This is a genomic window from Devosia sp. 2618 (assembly GCF_040546815.1).
Lineage (GTDB): Bacteria > Pseudomonadota > Alphaproteobacteria > Rhizobiales > Devosiaceae > Devosia.
In genome coordinates this window covers 1,245,367-1,263,531 of record NZ_JBEPOO010000001.1, presented here as the reverse complement: position 1 = coordinate 1,263,531, position 18,165 = coordinate 1,245,367, and the positions used below count along the sequence as shown (strand labels likewise).

The 18,165-nt window shown below is 58.2% G+C and carries 16 protein-coding genes; 5 read left to right on the top strand and 11 right to left on the bottom strand.

Translation table 11 applies throughout. From position 1 onward, the window contains the following. Positions 1–222 precede the first annotated feature (222 nt). Entirely contained in the window at positions 223–876 is a 654-nt protein-coding gene (locus ABIE28_RS06405; RefSeq protein ID WP_354061187.1) for a YoaK family protein, read from the top strand. Positions 877–969: 93 nt separating this feature from the next. Here the strand turns inward: ABIE28_RS06405 and clpA are convergent, their stop codons facing one another. Further along, on the bottom strand, positions 970–3,309 hold the full coding sequence (gene clpA, locus ABIE28_RS06400; RefSeq protein WP_354061185.1) for an ATP-dependent Clp protease ATP-binding subunit ClpA: 2,340 nt from the start codon (positions 3,307–3,309) through the stop codon (positions 970–972). Between the two features lie 9 nt (positions 3,310–3,318). After that, positions 3,319–3,741 (bottom strand): ATP-dependent Clp protease adapter ClpS, encoded by a 423-nt coding sequence (clpS, locus tag ABIE28_RS06395; protein ID WP_354061183.1) that lies wholly within the window; start codon positions 3,739–3,741, stop codon positions 3,319–3,321. A gap of 562 nt (positions 3,742–4,303) precedes the next feature. Between clpS and ABIE28_RS06390 the strand changes: the two genes are divergently transcribed. Beyond that, positions 4,304–5,917, top strand: a complete 1,614-nt coding sequence (locus ABIE28_RS06390) for an SPOR domain-containing protein (RefSeq protein ID WP_354061181.1) — start codon at positions 4,304–4,306, stop codon at positions 5,915–5,917. A 79-nt stretch (positions 5,918–5,996) separates the two neighbouring features. After that, entirely contained in the window at positions 5,997–6,266 is a 270-nt protein-coding gene (locus ABIE28_RS06385; RefSeq protein WP_354061179.1) for a hypothetical protein, read from the top strand. 25 nt (positions 6,267–6,291) lie between these two features. On the opposite strand, the gene ABIE28_RS06380 is transcribed toward ABIE28_RS06385, so the two are convergent. From ABIE28_RS06380 to mgtE, 7 genes are all read right to left on the bottom strand, one after another. Next, on the bottom strand, positions 6,292–7,131 hold the full coding sequence (locus tag ABIE28_RS06380; RefSeq protein WP_354061177.1) for a division plane positioning ATPase MipZ: 840 nt from the start codon (positions 7,129–7,131) through the stop codon (positions 6,292–6,294). Between the two features lie 112 nt (positions 7,132–7,243). Continuing rightward, a complete protein-coding gene (locus ABIE28_RS06375) occupies positions 7,244–7,960 on the bottom strand; it encodes a DnaJ domain-containing protein (RefSeq protein WP_354061175.1) in 717 nt (238 codons plus the stop codon). After that, a complete protein-coding gene (locus ABIE28_RS06370; protein WP_354061173.1) occupies positions 7,957–8,676 on the bottom strand; it encodes a VWA domain-containing protein in 720 nt (239 codons plus the stop codon). The genes ABIE28_RS06375 and ABIE28_RS06370 overlap by 4 nt, the downstream gene beginning before the upstream one ends. 179 nt (positions 8,677–8,855) lie before the next feature. Next, positions 8,856–9,281, bottom strand: coding sequence for a DUF1489 family protein (locus tag ABIE28_RS06365; RefSeq protein WP_354061171.1), 426 nt, complete (start codon positions 9,279–9,281; stop codon positions 8,856–8,858). Continuing rightward, on the bottom strand, positions 9,278–9,955 hold the full coding sequence (locus ABIE28_RS06360) for a glutathione S-transferase family protein (protein ID WP_354061169.1): 678 nt from the start codon (positions 9,953–9,955) through the stop codon (positions 9,278–9,280). Before ABIE28_RS06360 ends, ABIE28_RS06365 begins: the two co-directional genes overlap by 4 nt. A gap of 354 nt (positions 9,956–10,309) precedes the next feature. After that, a complete protein-coding gene (locus ABIE28_RS06355; protein ID WP_354061167.1) occupies positions 10,310–10,882 on the bottom strand; it encodes a chloramphenicol phosphotransferase CPT family protein in 573 nt (190 codons plus the stop codon). Then, positions 10,883–12,298 carry a magnesium transporter gene (mgtE, locus tag ABIE28_RS06350; RefSeq protein ID WP_354061166.1) on the bottom strand — a complete coding sequence of 472 codons (1,416 nt, stop codon included), beginning with the start codon at positions 12,296–12,298 and terminating at the stop codon, positions 10,883–10,885. Positions 12,299–12,433: 135 nt separating this feature from the next. On the opposite strand from mgtE, the gene ABIE28_RS06345 reads away from it, so the two are divergent. Next, entirely contained in the window at positions 12,434–12,808 is a 375-nt protein-coding gene (locus ABIE28_RS06345) for an MmcQ/YjbR family DNA-binding protein (RefSeq protein WP_354061164.1), read from the top strand. A 633-nt stretch (positions 12,809–13,441) separates the two neighbouring features. On the opposite strand, the gene ABIE28_RS06340 is transcribed toward ABIE28_RS06345, so the two are convergent. Together ABIE28_RS06340 and ABIE28_RS06335 are read right to left on the bottom strand one after the other, a co-directional pair. Next, a complete protein-coding gene (locus tag ABIE28_RS06340; protein WP_354061163.1) occupies positions 13,442–15,934 on the bottom strand; it encodes a restriction endonuclease in 2,493 nt (830 codons plus the stop codon). A 34-nt stretch (positions 15,935–15,968) separates the two neighbouring features. Next, the gene (locus ABIE28_RS06335) at positions 15,969–16,520 is read right to left on the bottom strand and encodes a hypothetical protein (RefSeq protein WP_354061161.1); all 552 of its coding nucleotides are present in this window, start codon (positions 16,518–16,520) and stop codon (positions 15,969–15,971) included. A gap of 191 nt (positions 16,521–16,711) precedes the next feature. On the opposite strand from ABIE28_RS06335, the gene ABIE28_RS06330 reads away from it, so the two are divergent. Then, complete coding sequence (locus ABIE28_RS06330) at positions 16,712–18,142, top strand: trypsin-like peptidase domain-containing protein (protein ID WP_354061159.1); 1,431 nt, start codon at positions 16,712–16,714, stop codon at positions 18,140–18,142. Positions 18,143–18,165 lie beyond the last annotated feature (23 nt).

Below are 18,165 nucleotides of genomic sequence, written 5' to 3'. Positions count from 1 at the left end.
AAAGTGAGCATCTGCGTCTCCCGTGTTTCTATAATGTTCTTATAAGTTCGCAGTTTGTTCCTGTCCAGTGTGAGGTTCGGGAACAGCGGGGATTGGCCGTGACTGGTTAGCAAATCGTTAGGAAATGACTTCAGCTGTCCCAGCGCGGCAAGGAACTAGCCGATGGGTTGCGGACTGGAGCATCCCTTGCCAATGTCGCGCCCACCACGACTGGAGCCTGCCTTGACCCCTACTCCGCATTTGAGCTTTGGCCTGCTGCTGACGGCCGCCGCAGGATTTGCCGACGTCGTTGGCTTCATCGAACTGGGTGGGCATTTCGTGTCGTTCATGAGCGGAAACACCACCCAACTCGGCGACGCGCTGCTGCAAAGTAATTGGACAGCGATCATCCTGCCGGCCTCGCTGATTGCGCTGTTCTTCATCGGCAGCACGCTGGGAGCATTGGCGGCTATTGCTGCCGGCCCGCGCTGGGCTGCGGCGACCACCACGGCCATCGTGCTCGCAAGTCTTGCCATGACCGTCGTTCTGGCGGCTTTTGGCGCGCCGCCCGACCAGTTCATGCTGATGCTGGCCGCAGGTGCAGGCGCGCAAAACGCTATCCTGCCATCCACCGGGTCGGTTCGATTGGGTATCACCTTCGTTACGGGAACGCTGTTCGCCGCCGGTCAGGACCTGGCCCGCGCTATGCGTGGTCTGGCTCCTCCTTGGCGTTGGGCGCAGCATCTGCTGGTCTGGGCTTCGCTCCTGGTGGGTGCAATCGTCGGGGGTCTGGCCTACAGCTTTGTCGGGATTTACGCGCTGTTGCTGCCCGCAGCGCTCTACCTGGCGTTTCTGATTGCCTTCGTTGTCGAGCCGCCGAGCAGCGTGGCTCTCTAAAACCAAGGATGAAAACGAAAAGGCCCGGATCGCTCCGGGCCTTTTGTACTTTTGGGTGGCATTTGTGGGCCGCGAAACCAGCGGCCAAATGCCTTAGTTCTTTTCGGCGGTTGCCTTTGGCTTCTTTGGCTTGGGCAGCGACTTTGGCTTGGCTGGGCGCGGCGGAACCGCGATCAGCTCGAGCTTGGCTTCGTTGCCTTCACCAACCACAGCCACGGTGACCGTGCCGCCATTGACGAGTTCGCCGAACAACACCTGATCAGCCAGTGGCTTCTTGATGTATTCCTGGATCACGCGACCCAGTGGGCGAGCGCCCATGCGTTCGTCATAACCGCGTTCAGCGAGCCAATCCGCAGCTTCGGGCTGCAGGATGATCGTCACGCCGCGTTCAGCCAGCTGGCCTTCAAGCTGCAGCACGAACTTCTCGACAACGCGGCGCACGACTTCGCGTGGCAGCGGCGCGAACGAAATGATCGCATCGAGACGGTTGCGGAATTCCGGCGTGAAGATGCGGTTGATCGCTTCTTCGTCATCACCCACTTCGCGCTTGCGGCCAAAGCCGATTGGCGACTTCTGCAGGTCCATGGCGCCCGCATTGGACGTCATGATCAGGATGACATTGCGGAAGTCCACCGACTTGCCGTTGTGATCGGTCAGCTTGCCGTGATCCATCACCTGCAACAGGATGTTGTAGAGATCCGGATGGGCCTTCTCGATTTCGTCGAGCAGCACCACGCAGTGTGGATGCTGATCAACGCCATCGGTGAGCAGGCCGCCCTGGTCGAACCCGACATAGCCTGGAGGGGCACCGATCAGGCGCGACACGGTGTGACGCTCCATATACTCGGACATGTCGAACCGCAGCAGTTCAACACCGAGCGTATCGGCGAGCTGCTTGGCCACTTCGGTCTTGCCGACGCCTGTCGGACCCGTAAACAGATACGAACCGATTGGCTTTTCGGGCTCACGCAGACCGGCACGCGCCAGCTTGATGGCAGACGACAGTGCGGTGATCGCAGCGTCCTGACCAAACACCACCGTCTTGAGGCTCGTTTCGAGGCTCGACAGCAGTTCGGCATCGGACTTGGAGACCGACTTTGGCGGGATGCGAGCGATGGTCGCAATGGTCGCTTCGATGTCTTCGACATCGATGATCTTCTTGCGCTTGTCCTCGGTCACCAGCATCTGGCTGGCGCCCGTCTCGTCGAGCACGTCGATCGCCTTGTCAGGCAGCTTGCGGTCATTGATATACCGCGCGCTCAGTTCCACCGCAGCCTTGAGGGCATCGTCGGTGTACTTGATCTTGTGGAACTCTTCGAAATACGGCCGCAGACCTTTCACGATCTCGATGGCATCGGGCACGGATGGCTCGTTGACATCGATCTTCTGGAAGCGACGCACCAGAGCGCGGTCCTTCTCGAAGAACTGGCGATATTCCTTATAGGTGGTCGAACCGATGCAACGGATCGCGCCCGAAGCCAGAGCTGGCTTCAGCAGATTCGAAGCATCGAGCGCACCGCCCGAAGTGGCGCCAGCACCGATCATGGTGTGGATTTCGTCGATGAACAGCACCGAGTTCGGAAGCTTTTCGAGCTCCTTCATCACGGCCTTGAGGCGCTCTTCAAAATCGCCGCGATAGCGCGTACCGGCCAGTAGCGAACCGATATCGAGCGAATAGATCACGGCTTCCTTGAGAACCTCGGGGACATCGCCCTCGACGATCTTGCGAGCCAGACCTTCGGCGATGGCGGTCTTGCCGACGCCAGCGTCACCCACATAGATCGGGTTGTTCTTGGAGCGGCGGCACAGCACCTGGATGGTGCGGCGCAATTCGGCATCGCGCCCGATCAGCGGGTCGATCTTGCCGTTGCGGGCCTTCTCGTTGAGGTTGACGCAGAAATCGGCCAGAGCCGAGCTCTTCTTGGCCTCTGCTCCGCCCTCGCCCTGGTTTTCGCCGTCTTCAGCACCACGCACTTTGCGTTCCTCGCTGGGACCAGACTTGGTGATCCCGTGGCTGATGAAATTGACCGCGTCCAGCCGGCTCATGTCCTGCTGTTCGAGGAAGTAGGCAGCATGGCTCTCGCGCTCGGCAAAAATGGCGACGAGCACATTGGCACCCGTAACCTCTTCTCTACCGGACGATTGCACGTGAATGACGGCGCGCTGGATAACGCGTTGGAAGGCAGCCGTCGGCCGGGCATCCTGGCCATTGGCCACGATGAGGCTGTCGAGCTCCTCGTTGATGAAGTCTTCAAGATCGCTCTTGAGCGCGTCGATATCGACGTCGCAGCCGGTCAGAACGGCGATCGTTTCGCGGTCGTCGGTCAGGGCCAGCAAGAGGTGTTCGAGCGTAGCGAACTCATGGTTGCGCTCACGCGCCAGGTTCATCGCCTGATGCAGAGCCTTTTCAAGTCCGCGAGAAAATGAGGGCATATGATGTTCCTATTGCTTTTCCATCACGCATTGCAGCGGATGCTGGTTCTTGCGTGCCGTATCCATGACCCGTGTGACCTTGGTCTCGGCCACTTCGTATGGATATACGCCGCACTCACCCACCCCCTTTTGGTGAACGTGCAGCATGATCTGCATGGCCTCTTCACGTGGTTTATTGAAGACGTCCTGCAGAACGAGAATGACGAACTCCATCGGCGTGTAGTCGTCATTGAGAAGGAGCACCCGATAGAGGTTCGGGCGCTTGGTTTTGGGACGGGTCTTGGTGATCGTCCCGGATTCGGAGTCACTTTTGCCGTCCCCGCCACCTTTGCCAGGATCATTCTCCTTGGGCCCTGCATAGGCAGGCACAGGCTCCAGCCGCAGCGCGACTGGGGCCTCATCGGTGGTTACGAGGAGGTCATTGAAATTCATGGCGATACATCTGTCGTGAGGAAAACGAAGCAGCATGGTGAGGACCATTATGTAGGCAAAAACCGCGCCGTGTTAAGGGGTGATAGTTCTCGATTTTGTGAGGGACCTAATTCCCTCACAGACCTCATGGTGAGCTTGTCGAACCAAGAGGTCGGGCACTGGCTACAAGAACGCCCCTTTGGCGTCGGGCGCATTGCGCTCCTACATCCTTTCATTCACCGATTACCGGATGGGGCAGTGTAGTCCGAACCATCCAAGCATTCGACACTTTAGATGGTGCGCGTCATTGGGGCTGCAACCTCGTGGTTCGACGGGCTCACCATGAGGTCTAGGGACGTTTCGTGCAGGTAGTCAGAGGACCGACGAGCTTTCCCCCTCACCCATCCGTGACCATCACTCCACACCATGGACAAATTCGTTCGCATTTTACGGAATGGTAACGGCAGCACCGTACAGTCCCGGAGTTAGGGATATCCGGAGGGGTGGGGCTCACCCGGAAATTCCAGTCGTTGTAATGCGTACGGGCACAGAAGTGCCCGATGAGTAAAGTTTGGAGTACCGGGTGGCTTCTCAGGCGAAAACCCCATGGCGCACAGTGTTTGTTCGCGCCTTTGCCGCCGTCATTGTGGCCCTGGCTGTCAGCACACCCATGGTGGCGCACGCACAGAGCATCGAGAACCTGCGCAAATATGCGGGCATCGTGGTCGACGCCAAGTCGGGCAAGGTGCTGTACGAAGAAGCTGCCGACAGCAAGCGCTACCCCGCTTCCGTCGCCAAGGTGATGACGCTCTATGTTCTGTTTCAGGAACTGAGCGCCAGTAACCTCAAACTTTCCACCAAGATGACCGTGTCGCGCCACGCTGCCGCCGCTGTGCCCACCAAGCTCGGCCTGCGCGCTGGTGCCACCATCACTGTCGAAGACGCCATCAAGTCGCTGGTGACGCTATCGGCCAACGACATGGCCCGCGTCATCGCCGAGCACATCTCTGGCACTGAATCCAAATTCGCCGAGCGTATGACGGCAACCGCCCGTGCCCTTGGCATGCGCAACACCACATATCGCAACGCCTCGGGCTTGCCCGATGGCGGCCAGATCACCACCGTGCGTGATCAGGCGATCCTGGGCATTGCCATCTACCAGCACTTCCCCAGCTACTATGAATTCTTCCAGACCCGCAGCTTCAGCTACGGCAAGTCGACCTATGGCAACCACAACCGCGTGCTGGGCTATATGGGAGCTGTCGACGGTATCAAGACCGGCTATATCAATGCTGCCGGCTCGAACCTTTTGACCGCTGCCCGCAAGGACAACCGCCACATCGTCGTCGTCGCCTTCGGCTTTAACTCCGCTGGTTCGCGCGACGAAAAGGTTCGTCAGCTGGTTGCCACCTACCTGCCCCAGAGCCGCAGCGGCAACTATGTCGCGCAGATCCCAATTCCAGGCCGTCAGGGCAATATGCAGGTCGCTGTCGCACAGTCGGCTCCGGCCGCCACGACCGCTACCGCATCGAACTCCCGCCCCGTCTATGTGACGCCAATGCCACTGCCTGGCTTCCGCCTGGCGCAGCTCGTTGCCGCCAATGGCGCACAGGCGCAGCAGCCAGCCATTCAGGCCATGCCACAGGCCGTCGCAGCAGCCGCACCGTCGCCCGCACCAATGCCGGCCGACCTTGGCCTGCAGCCAGCCGTTCAGGCCGCCAATATCCTTGCAGCGCCATCGCAGGCACCGCAGCCGGCTTACCCAAGCCAGGACATTATAGGCGCATGGCTCAGCGACAGCTATAATCTGGGCGCGCCGCCGTCGGCTCTTGGGCAGACTGCGCCATCCGCACCGCTCGATTTCAAGCCACCCGCCGCCAGCAATGACAACAACCAGCCCGTCGACCTGATGACCTCGGGTAGCGTGCAGGTTGCAGCAGCCACGGCAGTGCCCGGCGGCTGGGTCGTGCAGATCGGCGCCGGCCCATCGGAAGACAGCGCTCGCGCCATGCTTTCCGATGCCGCTGGCAAGGTCGGCAATCTCGGCGACTTCCGCTCCTATGTGGAACGCTTCGAAAAGAACGGCCAGGTCTTCTTCCGTGCCCGCTTCGTCGGCTTCGGTGGACGCGACGATGCCAACGCCATGTGCAACCAGCTCAAGCAGCAGAACCTGAGCTGCCTGGCGATGCAGAGCTAAACGAACAAAGAGAAAAGAACGGCGCCTGTCGTGCCGCTCACCCAGTCAGCAAATTGGCGCCTGTGTTTGGAGTTGCCCAATGAGCGAGAATACCGCCCTCACCGAGCTGGCAAACTTTGTTGCGCGCTCGCCGCTTGCCTCGCAGGACATGACCGTGCGCAATCGCGCCCTGTCCGGCATCACCGACCGCATGCTGCAGCGCAAACGCAGCGTGGGCGATCTGTTGGGCGTGGTTTTGACGTTGTCAGCCCGTACGCGCCGCATGGCACAGGAACCCGTCAAGATCGACATCGACGTCTTCGCACCCGGCGGCGCGCGCGCAATCCGTATGAATATCGGCGAGCGCTAAGCGCTCACCCTGCCCCGTCGTGACTTCAGGCGCAGAGTTCCATTGGCTCTGGCACCCGCTCACGTAAAGGGAGATTTAGCGCGGCGACCAGATTGCGGTACTCCTGACGCGCGCTGACATGAGACATCGATGAACCGTCATCATCGTCCAATGGATCAAACACCGTCGTCCCGCTTGGAAACAGCGAGCGGAAAATAACGCGCTCGGCAATGCCATCAGCCAGCCGACAGCCAAACCGTGTGGCAATATTTTCGAGCGTCGAATGCACCTGCCGCGCGTTGCGCGAGCCCAGCATCGAAATACGATTGCGCACCAGCACCCAGTCGACTGTCTCGCCATCGACATTGAGCCGTTCGGACCGCGCACGCTGCACCAGCCGGGCATAGTGGCTGGTTTCGATCGGCGATCCGGTTTCAGGATCAATCCGCGCCAGCACATTGATGTCGATCAGGCTATCATTAACTGGGGTAATCAGCGTATCGGCCAGCGAATGGGCCAGTCGGGACAGGTTGGTGTCAAAGCCCGGCGTATCGATCACCAGAAAATCGACATTGTCCTCGACCTCGCCAATGGCGCGGCGGAATACGTCGAACTCGGCCTTCTGGTTGTCCTTGACGGAGTCGCCCCAGGCGGTCGGCAGGTGAAAATGAGTGGGGTTGAGCAGCTTCTTGCCGGTCTCCTGGCAATGCAGGCGACGGTTGCGCAGATAATGCGTCAACGTCTGCTGACGGCTGTCCACGTCGATCGTGGCAACGCTGTGCCCTGCATAGAGCAAATAGACGGCCAGGTGGAAGGCCGTGGTGGATTTACCCGACCCGCCTTTTTCATTCCCAACCACAATGACATGCGCACCATCACGCGACATCGTTGCCCCCAAATCATTGTCAGCACCACTAGCTGCTAACAACGGCCCGCATGGTTAATGGGGAGTTAATGGACTGTGCCATTGAGAGGGCACTTGGGGCCCGGACGAACACTTAGTGCTTGAGCAGCCGGTCTCTCGCCTCGTTTATTTTTGATGCAAGATAACTCGATCCACCATGATCGGGGTGCACCGCTTTCATCAATTCACGATGCGCAGCCCGAATCTCTTCGTTGGTCGCGCCGGGTTTGAGTCCCAGAACTTCGTACGCCTCCGCAATGGGGTCGCCGTGGCCGCTGGTTGATTGAGAGCTGCCGCTGCCTACGGTTTCTGCGAAATACTCGCGCCAACCCGCCCGATTGGCATCAAGCCAGCTTTCGAGGAGGCTCATGCTGTCACTGTCCCCCTCGATCTCGGCGATCAGGGCCCGCGTATCCGCCTCGCCCAGATCCATCAGATCGGCGCCGGCAAACTCGCCCTTGAGCACCCTACCCGCAACTGCGCCTGTATCGTGATCGAGCTCCATCGCAAAATAGTGGCTGCGCACTTTGGAGGTCTGGCCATCGTCGTCCTTGGACACGCCGCCGCCCAGACTATCGATGCTGAACGGGCCAAGCCGCCCCGTGCGCAATATCGAAAAGGCCATGGCTGCCACGAACACCGCAATATCGATGCGCCGCGCCAAGATCATCAGCCCAGCGATCAGCGCGGCGCCACCGCCAATCACCCAGCGCAGATTGCGTCGGAACACGCGCGGATCGAGCCGGCGCACATACTGATAGATCGCAAGGCCTGCCAACAGCAGGAAACCGCCCAGAAAGAAATATGTCATCGCGGCAATTGCGCCAGCAAGGCATTGGCCTGCCCACTGCCCTGCAGTTTCATTAAGTCGCGGCCGCCGCTTGCATAAGCCGCCACCGCCTTGAGCAAGGCCGCCAGTTCCTGCGGCGCGGAGGTGTCAAAGCGGGCATAGGCGCCCTTGGTCAGCCGGGCAAACTCGCGGAAGGCACCCTCGACGCGCACGTCATGGCCTTCCTGGAACACGAACATGGGGCATCCGAGCAGTCCCAATTGTCCCGCCTTTTCTGAAAGATTGTCCACATTTTCCTCGATCGCGTCGCCGACATAGACCACCGCATTGATCCGCCGCTTGGCGTGTTCAGTGCGTGCATGAGCGAATACCTTGGAAATCTGCGTATTGCCACCGCGACAGTCGATACCGCTCATCAGTTTGGCGAGACCGGCAGCGTCGACCACCCATTTGGAGGCCCGACATTCGCCAAAACCGCGGAAATACAACAGCTGCACCTGCAGGGCGCTATCCTTGGGAATGGCGCGGAACATTTCCGCCTGCAGCGAACACGCCAGATCCCAGGTTGGCTGCCGGCTCATGGTCGCATCCATTGCAAACAGCAACCGCCCATCCTGCGCCGCATTGGGCCGGGCCATGGTGCCAACCTTCTTGACGAAGGCTGCGACATCGCCACTCACTTTGCCCTGCTGGGGCACATTTCCGGTCTTGCGCGCGATTGGGTCTTTTTCTGCCATGAACTCAATATGTGGGCGGGCTGTAGCTAGGGCAAGTGTGGCAATGCCAACAAGGGGCCATCAACAGCCTTCATGGTGAGCCTGTCGAACCACGAGGGCGTGACTGGATGGCGCCACGACCTCGTCCTTCGACGGGCTCAGGATGAGGTCTACTGGGGCTGCTGTGCAATGACCGCAGCCTAAATCAGCCCCAGCTTCGCCAGATCAGCGGCCAGTGCCATCGATTCCGCATTCTCGTTCGCCCCGATATCAGGCGGTGCGTCTTCGGGGCGCAGGTAGCGCCAGCCCTGAAAGGGGCGCTTGGGGTAAGGCAGCGTGCGGATCATGTCGCGGGACATGATGATGTCGCAGTAGTCGATCCCCTCGGGATTGGTGTAGCGCGCCAGTTTCAGGATCGGCTGGCGGCACACCACCTGCCCTGCGATCACCCAATAGACCGAGGACTGGCCTTCCATCTCGGCGGCGCGCTTTGGCATCATGCGGGTTCGGTGAACATGCACGTCCTCGCCATAGTCGGCACCCCACCAATGGGCACGCTCATCGCGGTAGCTCTCAAGCTCTTCAAGGCTCGAAACGCCAACAGACAGTTTGATCATGTGGATCATGCAAGTGTTCCCGGCTTCACGCGGCCCTGAATGACGTCAATCTCGTCATCGTCGACAATCCACGGCTCGCGCAGCGCCAGCGTCAGCCAATCCTGAAATGCCGGCAGGCCATAGATGGCTTCCACATATTCACTGGCAACGTCCGACACCGGCAATTGATAGGTCCTGATCCGCGTCGCCACCGGCGCAAACATCGCGTCCGCCGCCGTGAACTCGCCAAACAGGAATGGCCCGCCTGATTTAGCCAGCAGATCGCCCCAGAGGGTTTCGATGCGGTGCAGGTCCTTGGCGATGCTGTCGACGCTGACCTTTCCAGGATGCGAAGCCCGCAAATTCATCGGTGCATGACTGCGCAACGACAGGAATGCGGAATGCATCTCCGCCCCGGCGGCCCGCGCCAGCGCCCGATGCTTGATGTCGGCAGGCCAGATCGGCTTGTCGGGATAAAGGTCCGCCAGATATTCGATGATGGCGATGGTTTCGACCACCACCAGATCGCCATCGATCAGCACCGGCACCTTGCCGCTCGGAGAACGCTGCGCCAGCACCTCGCGCCAGCCATCGCCGGACAACTGCAGCACCTCGTCTTCGAATGGAATGTCGAAGTGCTTGAGCACCAGCCAGGGCCGCAGCGACCAGGTGGAATAATTGCGATTGCCGATCAACAGTTTCACGCGGCATCTCCCGAGAAAGAAGAAGGGCGCCCCAGTGGCCCGGGCGCCCTCCAAAATTGCTGTCAGTGAAGAACTCTAGCGCTTAAACGCCAGCAACGACGGAGAAAACCAGTCCCATAGATAGCAGGCAAACCATAGTCCAGGTCGCTGCACGCCAGATGGTGGCCTTCGGTTGACTTCGCATGATCGCTCCTTGTCAGCCGTTCACTCCGGAGCTTAAGGCGTTACCCGCTTGCAGCATCCGGTAGCAAATCGTTAACTGCGTCATAAATGCATTGCAAGCGGCATAGTTGCCACAGTCCACAGGCAGCTGGGGGCCACAGTTAAGCGGAAAACAGCAGAAAACCTGGCATTTTACGCAGTCTCGCTTTCGTCACAATTTCGCGAGTTCTGCAAAAGCCGAAGTGGGTCCCCGCTGTTCCCATGCCGAATGATGCGCTCGACATTGCCGGCCGGGTCCTCGTCGGACTGCACCTCAAGGTCATATTTCACACCCTGATGGATCGTGTGAAAGTCCTGCTCTGCACTGCCCACAGGGCGGTCGCCACGCGCCTGCTCCCGGGCAATCAGTAGCGGCAGCGGGCAATGTACACCCACACAGAACAGATCGAACGGCGCAAACAGCCGTGCCAGCTCTGCGGGCCAGAGCGGGTTGTCGAGAATATGCTCGACGATCAGATTGTTGCCGGCGCTGGCATAGGCGATCAGTGAGGCGTGAAAGCCATCGAAGAAGGCGGGCCGCGCCGCCTTCCAGTCAAATTCACCGCTCTTGAATCGCGCGGTCGGCAGCACGCCAGCATCACGTAAGTGGTCGATTGATAAATGCCAGAACGGCTGCCCGATCCGGGCCTGCACGCCCCGTGCGAGGGTCGACTTACCGCTGCTGGACGCGCCATGCAGCAGAATGATCCGGCCTCGCTCAACCATCTAGAACAGCCCGAACCACAGCCCTGCAATGCCGAGGAAGGCGAAGAAGCCCACCACGTCGGTAATCGTCGTCACAAACACCGCCGAGGCAATCGCCGGGTCGGCCTTGAACTTGTCCAGCGTCACCGGCACCAGAATGCCCATCGTGCCGGCCACGATCATGTTGATGACCATGGCCATGCCGATGACGACGCCCAGTTCGGGGTTCTGGAACCGGAGCCAGGTCACGAGCCCGATCAGGATCGCAAAGATCACGCCATTGGCAAAACCCACGATCACTTCGCGGGTGACAAGACGGCGTAGACGGCGCCCGTCGAGCTCGCGCATCGCCAGCGCGCGCACTGTGACCGTCATGGTCTGCGTACCGGCATTGCCACCCATCGACGCCACGATCGGCATCAGCACGGCCAGCGACACCATTTGCTCGATGGTGGCATCGAACAGCCCGATGACCATGGACACGCAGACGGCGGCGAACAGGTTGATCACCAGCCAGGGCACACGGCTGCGCACAGTATCGACGGTGGTATCTGAAATATCTTCGTCGCCCACACCGGCGAGCAGCTTGATATCCTCGTCGGCTTCTTCGTGGATAACGTCGACGATGTCGTCGATGGTCAGCACGCCGACCAGACGTCTGCTTTCGTCCACCACGCCGACTTCAACCAGATCGTAGCGCTCGAAATCGCGCGCCGCTTCTTCCTGATCTTCATTGGCGTCGACCAGCACCAGATTGGTGTTCATCAACTCTTCGATGGAAGCCGCGCGCTGCGCCCGCAAGAACTTGTCGAGCGGAATGGTGCCCAGCACCTGATAGGACGCATCCACCACATAGATCTGATAGAATTCGTCCGGCAGGTCCGGCTCAGTGCGCAGATAGTCGATGGTCTGCCCAACCGACCAGAACGGCGGAATGGCGATAAAATCGGTCTGCATCCGCCGGCCGGCGGAGTCTTCGGGAAAATCTAGGCTCCGCTTGAGGCTCAGTCGCTCGAAAGTCGGCAGCTTGGCCAGAACTTCGTCACGGTCGACCTGCTCGAGGTCTTCCAGAATTGCGACGGCGTCGTCGTTGTCGAGGCCACTGACGCCGCGCGCGATTTCCGCGTTCGGCAATTCTTCCATCAGCTCGATACGAACCGACTCATCAACCTCGGTCAGTGCCGAGTAATCGAACCGGTCGCCCAGCACCCGAACAAGGTGCAAACGCTCGTCTGCATCGAGCGATTCCAGCACGTCACCAACGTCGGCGGCGTGTAGCGGTTCGATGACAGTTGCAACATCTTCATTTCGCCCCGCAGCCAAATAGGCGCGCAGGCGTTCTAGCCAGAGTGGACTGATCCGATCTTCGATGTCGCGGAACGCATTTGTTTCTTCCCCGGCCTCGGCACCGGATGCTGTTTCGAAGTCTGTGCTCATAGGGAGCCCTTTGTGTCCGGGGGGTTCGGGGGCAAAACAAGCTGTAGCCAATCGATACTGGAAGCGCCAGACTCAGAGGTACGAAATTGCTCCGCTCAACGAAAAATCTCCTATGCACTCAAGGAGTAGCTTGAAATGAGCTCCAAAGAACTTGATCAGGCTTTTGTGCGAATTGAGCAGTTGGCGGCAGGTAAATCCCTGCCCGGCCTCGAACGCTCGACCAGCTATCGCTCCCCCTCACTCAAGGTGAGGAAGGCACTGTTTGCCCGCCTCAAGGATGAGCAGACCCTGGTGCTGCACTGCCCGTCCGAGCAGAAGGCGCTGCTGATGGATATTTCGCCCGAAATCTATTTCGAGACCGCCCACTATGTCGGTCACCCTGCCGTGCTGATCCGCCTCGACGTGATCGCCGACGAAGAACTCGCCCTGCGCCTAGAAGATGCCTGGCGTTTCAAAGCCCCAAAAAGGCTTGCATCGGAACGCCCAACCGCCGCTCCCGACCCCAAATAACCAGAAAAGGCCCCATCTTCGCCCTATTATACCCGCTAGTTCACGCGTGTTTGAAGACCAAGATCAATAAACGGTTCAACCTAGGAGATCCCATGTCGAAACAATTTTTGGCGCCCCTCGCAGTCGTCTTAGCCATGACTCTCGCCGCATGTGGCGGCGACGCACCAGCCAACAATACCACTCCACCGGCCGACGATACGCCTGCTGTGGTTACGCCGGCTCCAGCCGAGCCCGCGGTCACGCCGCCTCCTACTCCAGCGCCAGCGACCCCCGCTCCCACAATGACACCGGAGCCATCCACTCCAACGCCAACCACGCCGCCTGCGATGGAGCCCGCGGCTCCGCCAGCAGAAACGCCGGCTACCCCACCAGCATAAGACATCGAAAGGCCGTCCCTCGGGGCGGCCTTTTTGCATTGCAGCGATTTGTGAATTCCGACGTTCAGACAAAAAACAACGGGCGCCAGATGCTAATCCAGCTAACCCGTTGTGTTTTCGTATCAAAACCAATCCCGAAGGAAAGATTTGGTGCGGTCGAGAAGAAACGCAGGGTAGCGCCTCAGACCGTTGAAATTACAGGGCTTTTAGCCGCCGCGTTGAGGCCGTTTGTAGCGGCGTTTGTAGCGGTGGTCAACTATGAGCCTCGCTGGCGTCGAGGCACTTGAACAGCCCTACTAGATTTAGCCACTTCAACAGCGGACACTTTTTCCCGTACTTCTTCGGAGAAGAATTGTCGCACCAGTTCGTCTTTTCCCCCGCCCAATGAGTTTTCCCCTCTTTGATCACGAAGGCTTCGCATGACAGTCTGGACGGGAGCAGAGAGCAGCGGAGTGCCGAACGTTAGGCTTTCAAGCGCCGAACTCCTTATAGGAAGATAGCCCAAGACCTTTCGGGCTACTTGGTTGGCTGCATCGATGTCCAACTCAACCATAAGCTCACCGCTCACCTTATGCTTATGCAGCGACGTGGCTCTCGCTAGAGCAAAGCTTTTCAAATGCTCCGATGAAGAAATAGTCAGATTGCGCTTACCTCGGCTTCCCCTGACTAACCCGGACAACTCCTGCACATTTATCAACGAGGCGATCAAAGGCGCTACAGCACTTCCGGTCTGCATCGGACCACCGGCTAACACCGCACAATACAGCAAGTGCAAGCCTGCTGCGTATTCATCATTCCCACTAGAGTGATATATGCGCTTCAGCAGCGAGCTTGAACGTTCCTCGCTGAGGAAGGCGTCGGAGAGCTTTCCCTGAGACAACCAACCAAGCCAAACTCCGCTGGCACCGGCGAGGTGACTTTTTGCCATAGATGAGTGACGAAGAGCTATTTCAAACGGTGTTAGGCGATCTAGATCAACCGGCCCCACATAGCCAAAAAACGTTTCTAGAGCAGCATCGGCAACATCGCGCGCATCTGGCCGCTTTGTGAAGAACTCCTCTAGGAAGCCGCAAACCTGCTCAGTGGCCCACTTGCACACATTTTGAACGCTACTCCCGTGGTCTTGGTGGGGAGTTAGCCGAGCCTGATACAAATGCTCAGCGGCCAAAAACTCTTGGATCGAGCGGTGACCAAAATAAACAACATCTGCTCCCTTCTCAACCAGACACCCTTGCGCAAGCTCCCGCACCAACGCCTCGTCATCGAAATCATGGGGAACGGCAGACACTGCCTTCTTAAAGAGACCTACGGGCGCACTGGCTAGCGACATCGTGGACGCTGCGTCTTGCGAGAAGAGCCACCATGAAAGGCTTGAATTGGCTGTACGACGTACAGGGACGCCGAACCCAGCAAATCGCCCCTCCTTATCGACTTCACGCATGAGCAGGTACTCAACGAAAAGATCGTACAGGCTGAAGTGGTCGAGGCCCGCTATGTCCCAATTCGGCCGCGTGGCTATTCGGCACAACATTTGAGAGTGAACTGGTTTCTGGATGAGCAGGTCAAACCGCGGCGAGAGAAGCTGTCCCAACCGCACCTCAGCCCAGCCGTCAAAATCCTTGCCATCTTTCATCAATAAATGCCGAAAGTACCCAGCGATAAACTTGTGGGCTTCCTGCTTGGTGAAAGGAAGGAGTTTCACATGGTCGCATTCAGGCCTCGACAGGCTCAGAACCTCGGTCCCATTTGCAGTGAAGCTGCGTCCTTTCACAACTGATTTAAATTCCGCTTCATCAAGAAATGCGGTGTCTCTGCCGAGTACCAGAACCTTTGCCTTGCCCTCAGCTAACTGAAGGAGTCGATCAAACTGCTTCTGAAACATGCCGATCGTCATCCCGTGCTTCATCTCATCGAAGCCGTCGAAGATGATCAAAAACCGGCCTAGCGAATTCAGCTTCCTGAACAGAGGCCAGCTGTACCCATGTATCGTGTGGGCAGCGGTAAAGTGCGCTCCGAATAGCCCTTCGAGGTTGTTTTGCTCTGTCAGGTCTCCAAGTCTAATCCGGACAGGGATGCGCACGTGCGGGTTAGATATTGCGGCTTTAGCCATCACGCCGGTTAGGTGGGAAGCGAATGTAGTTTTGCCAGAACCATATCCTCCGAGGACAACTAGGGGCCGGTTGTGGCTTTCGTGTAGCCAAGCATTGACTGCATCCTCAAGTAACTCCCCCTCTACCCGCGCTGGGATATAGAGGGAGCGGGCGTCATCAGCCTCGTAGATTTGTTCTAGATCGCTCAGATACTCCGGCGCACCGAACATATGGCGCTGGAACTCATCAAAGGTCATTCCGCTGGTTTGATGCGACCTTAGGGCCGAATATGCAGACGGGCTGATCGCGCCCTTGGAGACCAAAACCGCCTTATGTATCTGCTGGGTCACCAGAAGTGCGCCATAGTGGCTTATGAACTCATTGGCGATGCTGTTAGAGAGTGTCGCCTCGTATGCCTTAGTCTCGAACGCATACTTTTCTGGCACTAGACCACGCCGCTCCGCATAGATGTCCACATTCTTGCCAGGGAGCGGCTTTTCCACTGTGATATTGATGAACCCCGCTGCCTCCAAGAGACCTCGAACCACATCTCGAAAGTGGTTACCGGATGTAGTTGTTGACGGCATCGGAAACCTCATTTGAGAATCTGGTTGGTATGTGCGGTTCTTCGCCCACAATGAATTGATGTAGAAAGCCAATAGGCTCCATTCCTAGGTATCCATCCACCTGCTCTTAGCCGCAGACTTTGCCTACCTCAGGCCGGTTCCATCCCGCTGTGATGGCGTCGATACGGTCGCCCCGTGCAGGGTGCGACTTGCTGGGCCTCTCTGAGAACAGGTCAACCGCACTTAGGGCACCGTTGAGCGAGCGGCCCATTAGGCGCATCGCAGCCCCGGCGAATAGGTCGACCTCAAGCTCCTGAGTAGCGTCGGTTGGCGTGCCCAAATGACCACAAAAGTGGTGGGCAACTTCATGGGCAACTACCATCTCGGCACCATCACTACCGATCAGCGGCGAAAGCTCCCGATCATAGACAATCACCCGATTGCCATCTTCGATGGTAGCAATCGCGTTCCCCCCAAGCGCGCCGTTTAAGGGGTAAATCATGCACTCATCTGATGTGAGGCCCATCGCATTACAAACATCGAACAGCATGTATGCATAGTCCTCGAATGCTGGTTCAACTTCATCGAGACGGTTCCCAACCGGCATATGTAGGGCCGGTGAGCTGTCGTCGAGGTGAATGCGTAAGCGGTCGCCAGCATTGCAGGTCGTAACGGCCACGACACTGCTAACGGCCGTCAAGACAGTTATAGAAAACCTAACCACTTCTCGCTCCCTCATGCCTTGAAGCTATGCCTAGAGCATCGTTTGAAAAGCGCCAAGAGACCGAAAACAAATAGACCTAGGCTTGCTTACTCGGAGTTGAGCTTCGCAGGAGTTGGTGCGAGAACCGTGGCGGGGGTACTCTCAACATGCAAATCCTTAGTCGCAAGCTGCTCACCCTGCTGATCATTCTGTGTGGGTTGGCTCAAACCACGTGGGCATACGCAGACTATTCGAGCAGCGAACGCTGGTTCAATCAGAAGCCCGAAGATGACCGATTTCTAATCCAGACGTCTCTGATATTGCTCGGACACTATCGTGCGTCCAGCGATGGCGAATTTGGCAACTATACGTTTCAGGCCATCACAGCATTTCAAAAGGCGATTGGTGAGCGGCCTGACGGTGTACTGACCATCGCGGCATCAAATGCCCTCCTACAAAAATCGAGTGCAATCTTCCAAGAGCTTGGGATGGCTGTCGTCAAGGACCAGCGCGGCCAGATGTCGATGGTGATACCGGAGGCCGTGCTGAGCCGTGAGGCCGATACGCGCCGAGGCTCAGCATATTTCAACGCGGATAACTCGATACGCCTAGAAACCATCACGAAGCCGTTCTCCGAACAATCCTACAATGCTCTCTACAGGTCGTTGAGCGCCAGTACCGCGGCTCGCAAGGTCACATACAAGTACTACGCGGAAGATGCCTTTGTCGTCTCCGGGGTGCGCGAGGGGCGTAGTTTCTACATTCGCATGAGCCACACGCCGGGCGAGAGTACCGGGTTCTCGCTTGAGTGGGTACCCGCCCGTAATGAGCTAGCCTCAATGCTAGCCGTCTTTATGGCTTCACATGCCTATCCGTTGGCCTTTGAGACTGAAGAGAACTTCACTCAAGCGGAAGCAAATGAGCAGTCCAAGCCCACAAACAGTGCGCCTCAGTCGCAAACTGCTAGCCCTCCTAAAGGGACCTCCTCTGGTTCAGGTTTCTTCGTTGCTGACAATGGGGTTCTAGTGACAAACCAGCACGTTGTTGATGGATGCAGCGTCATCAGGGTGAAGGGCTTTGGTGACGCCAAACTCATCACTAGCAACGATGAAGTCGACCTCGCCGTGCTACAACTCCTCAAGCCGACACCACACCCCGTTGCTGAAATCAGAACCTCCCCTGTGGAGTTGGGTGAAGACGTAGTGGCAATAGGCTATCCTCTGGCAAGCCTTCTGAACTCATCCCTGACGGTCCTTACCGGTATCGTATCGTCTGAGACTGGCCTTATGGGGGAGCCTCGGTGGTTCACCACGAACGTTGGCCTACAACCGGGCAATAGCGGCGGGCCTGTTCTGGACGAATACGGGCGAGTGGTTGGCGTAGCAGTCGCCAAAATCAATGATGAGGTCCTGCTTGCGTCCACCGGAAACATCGCGTCGAACGTGGGCTTTGCGATTAAAGGAGACACGGTCTCTGAGTACCTCAGTATTTTCCGTTTGCCCGATGCAAGCGTGTCCACCGATGAGCCAAAAAGCACAAAGGAACTGGTCGAGCTGGGACGCAAATTCACCGTTCAGGTTATCTGCGAGGTCAACTGACGCCACGCCGTCCTGCCATGAAC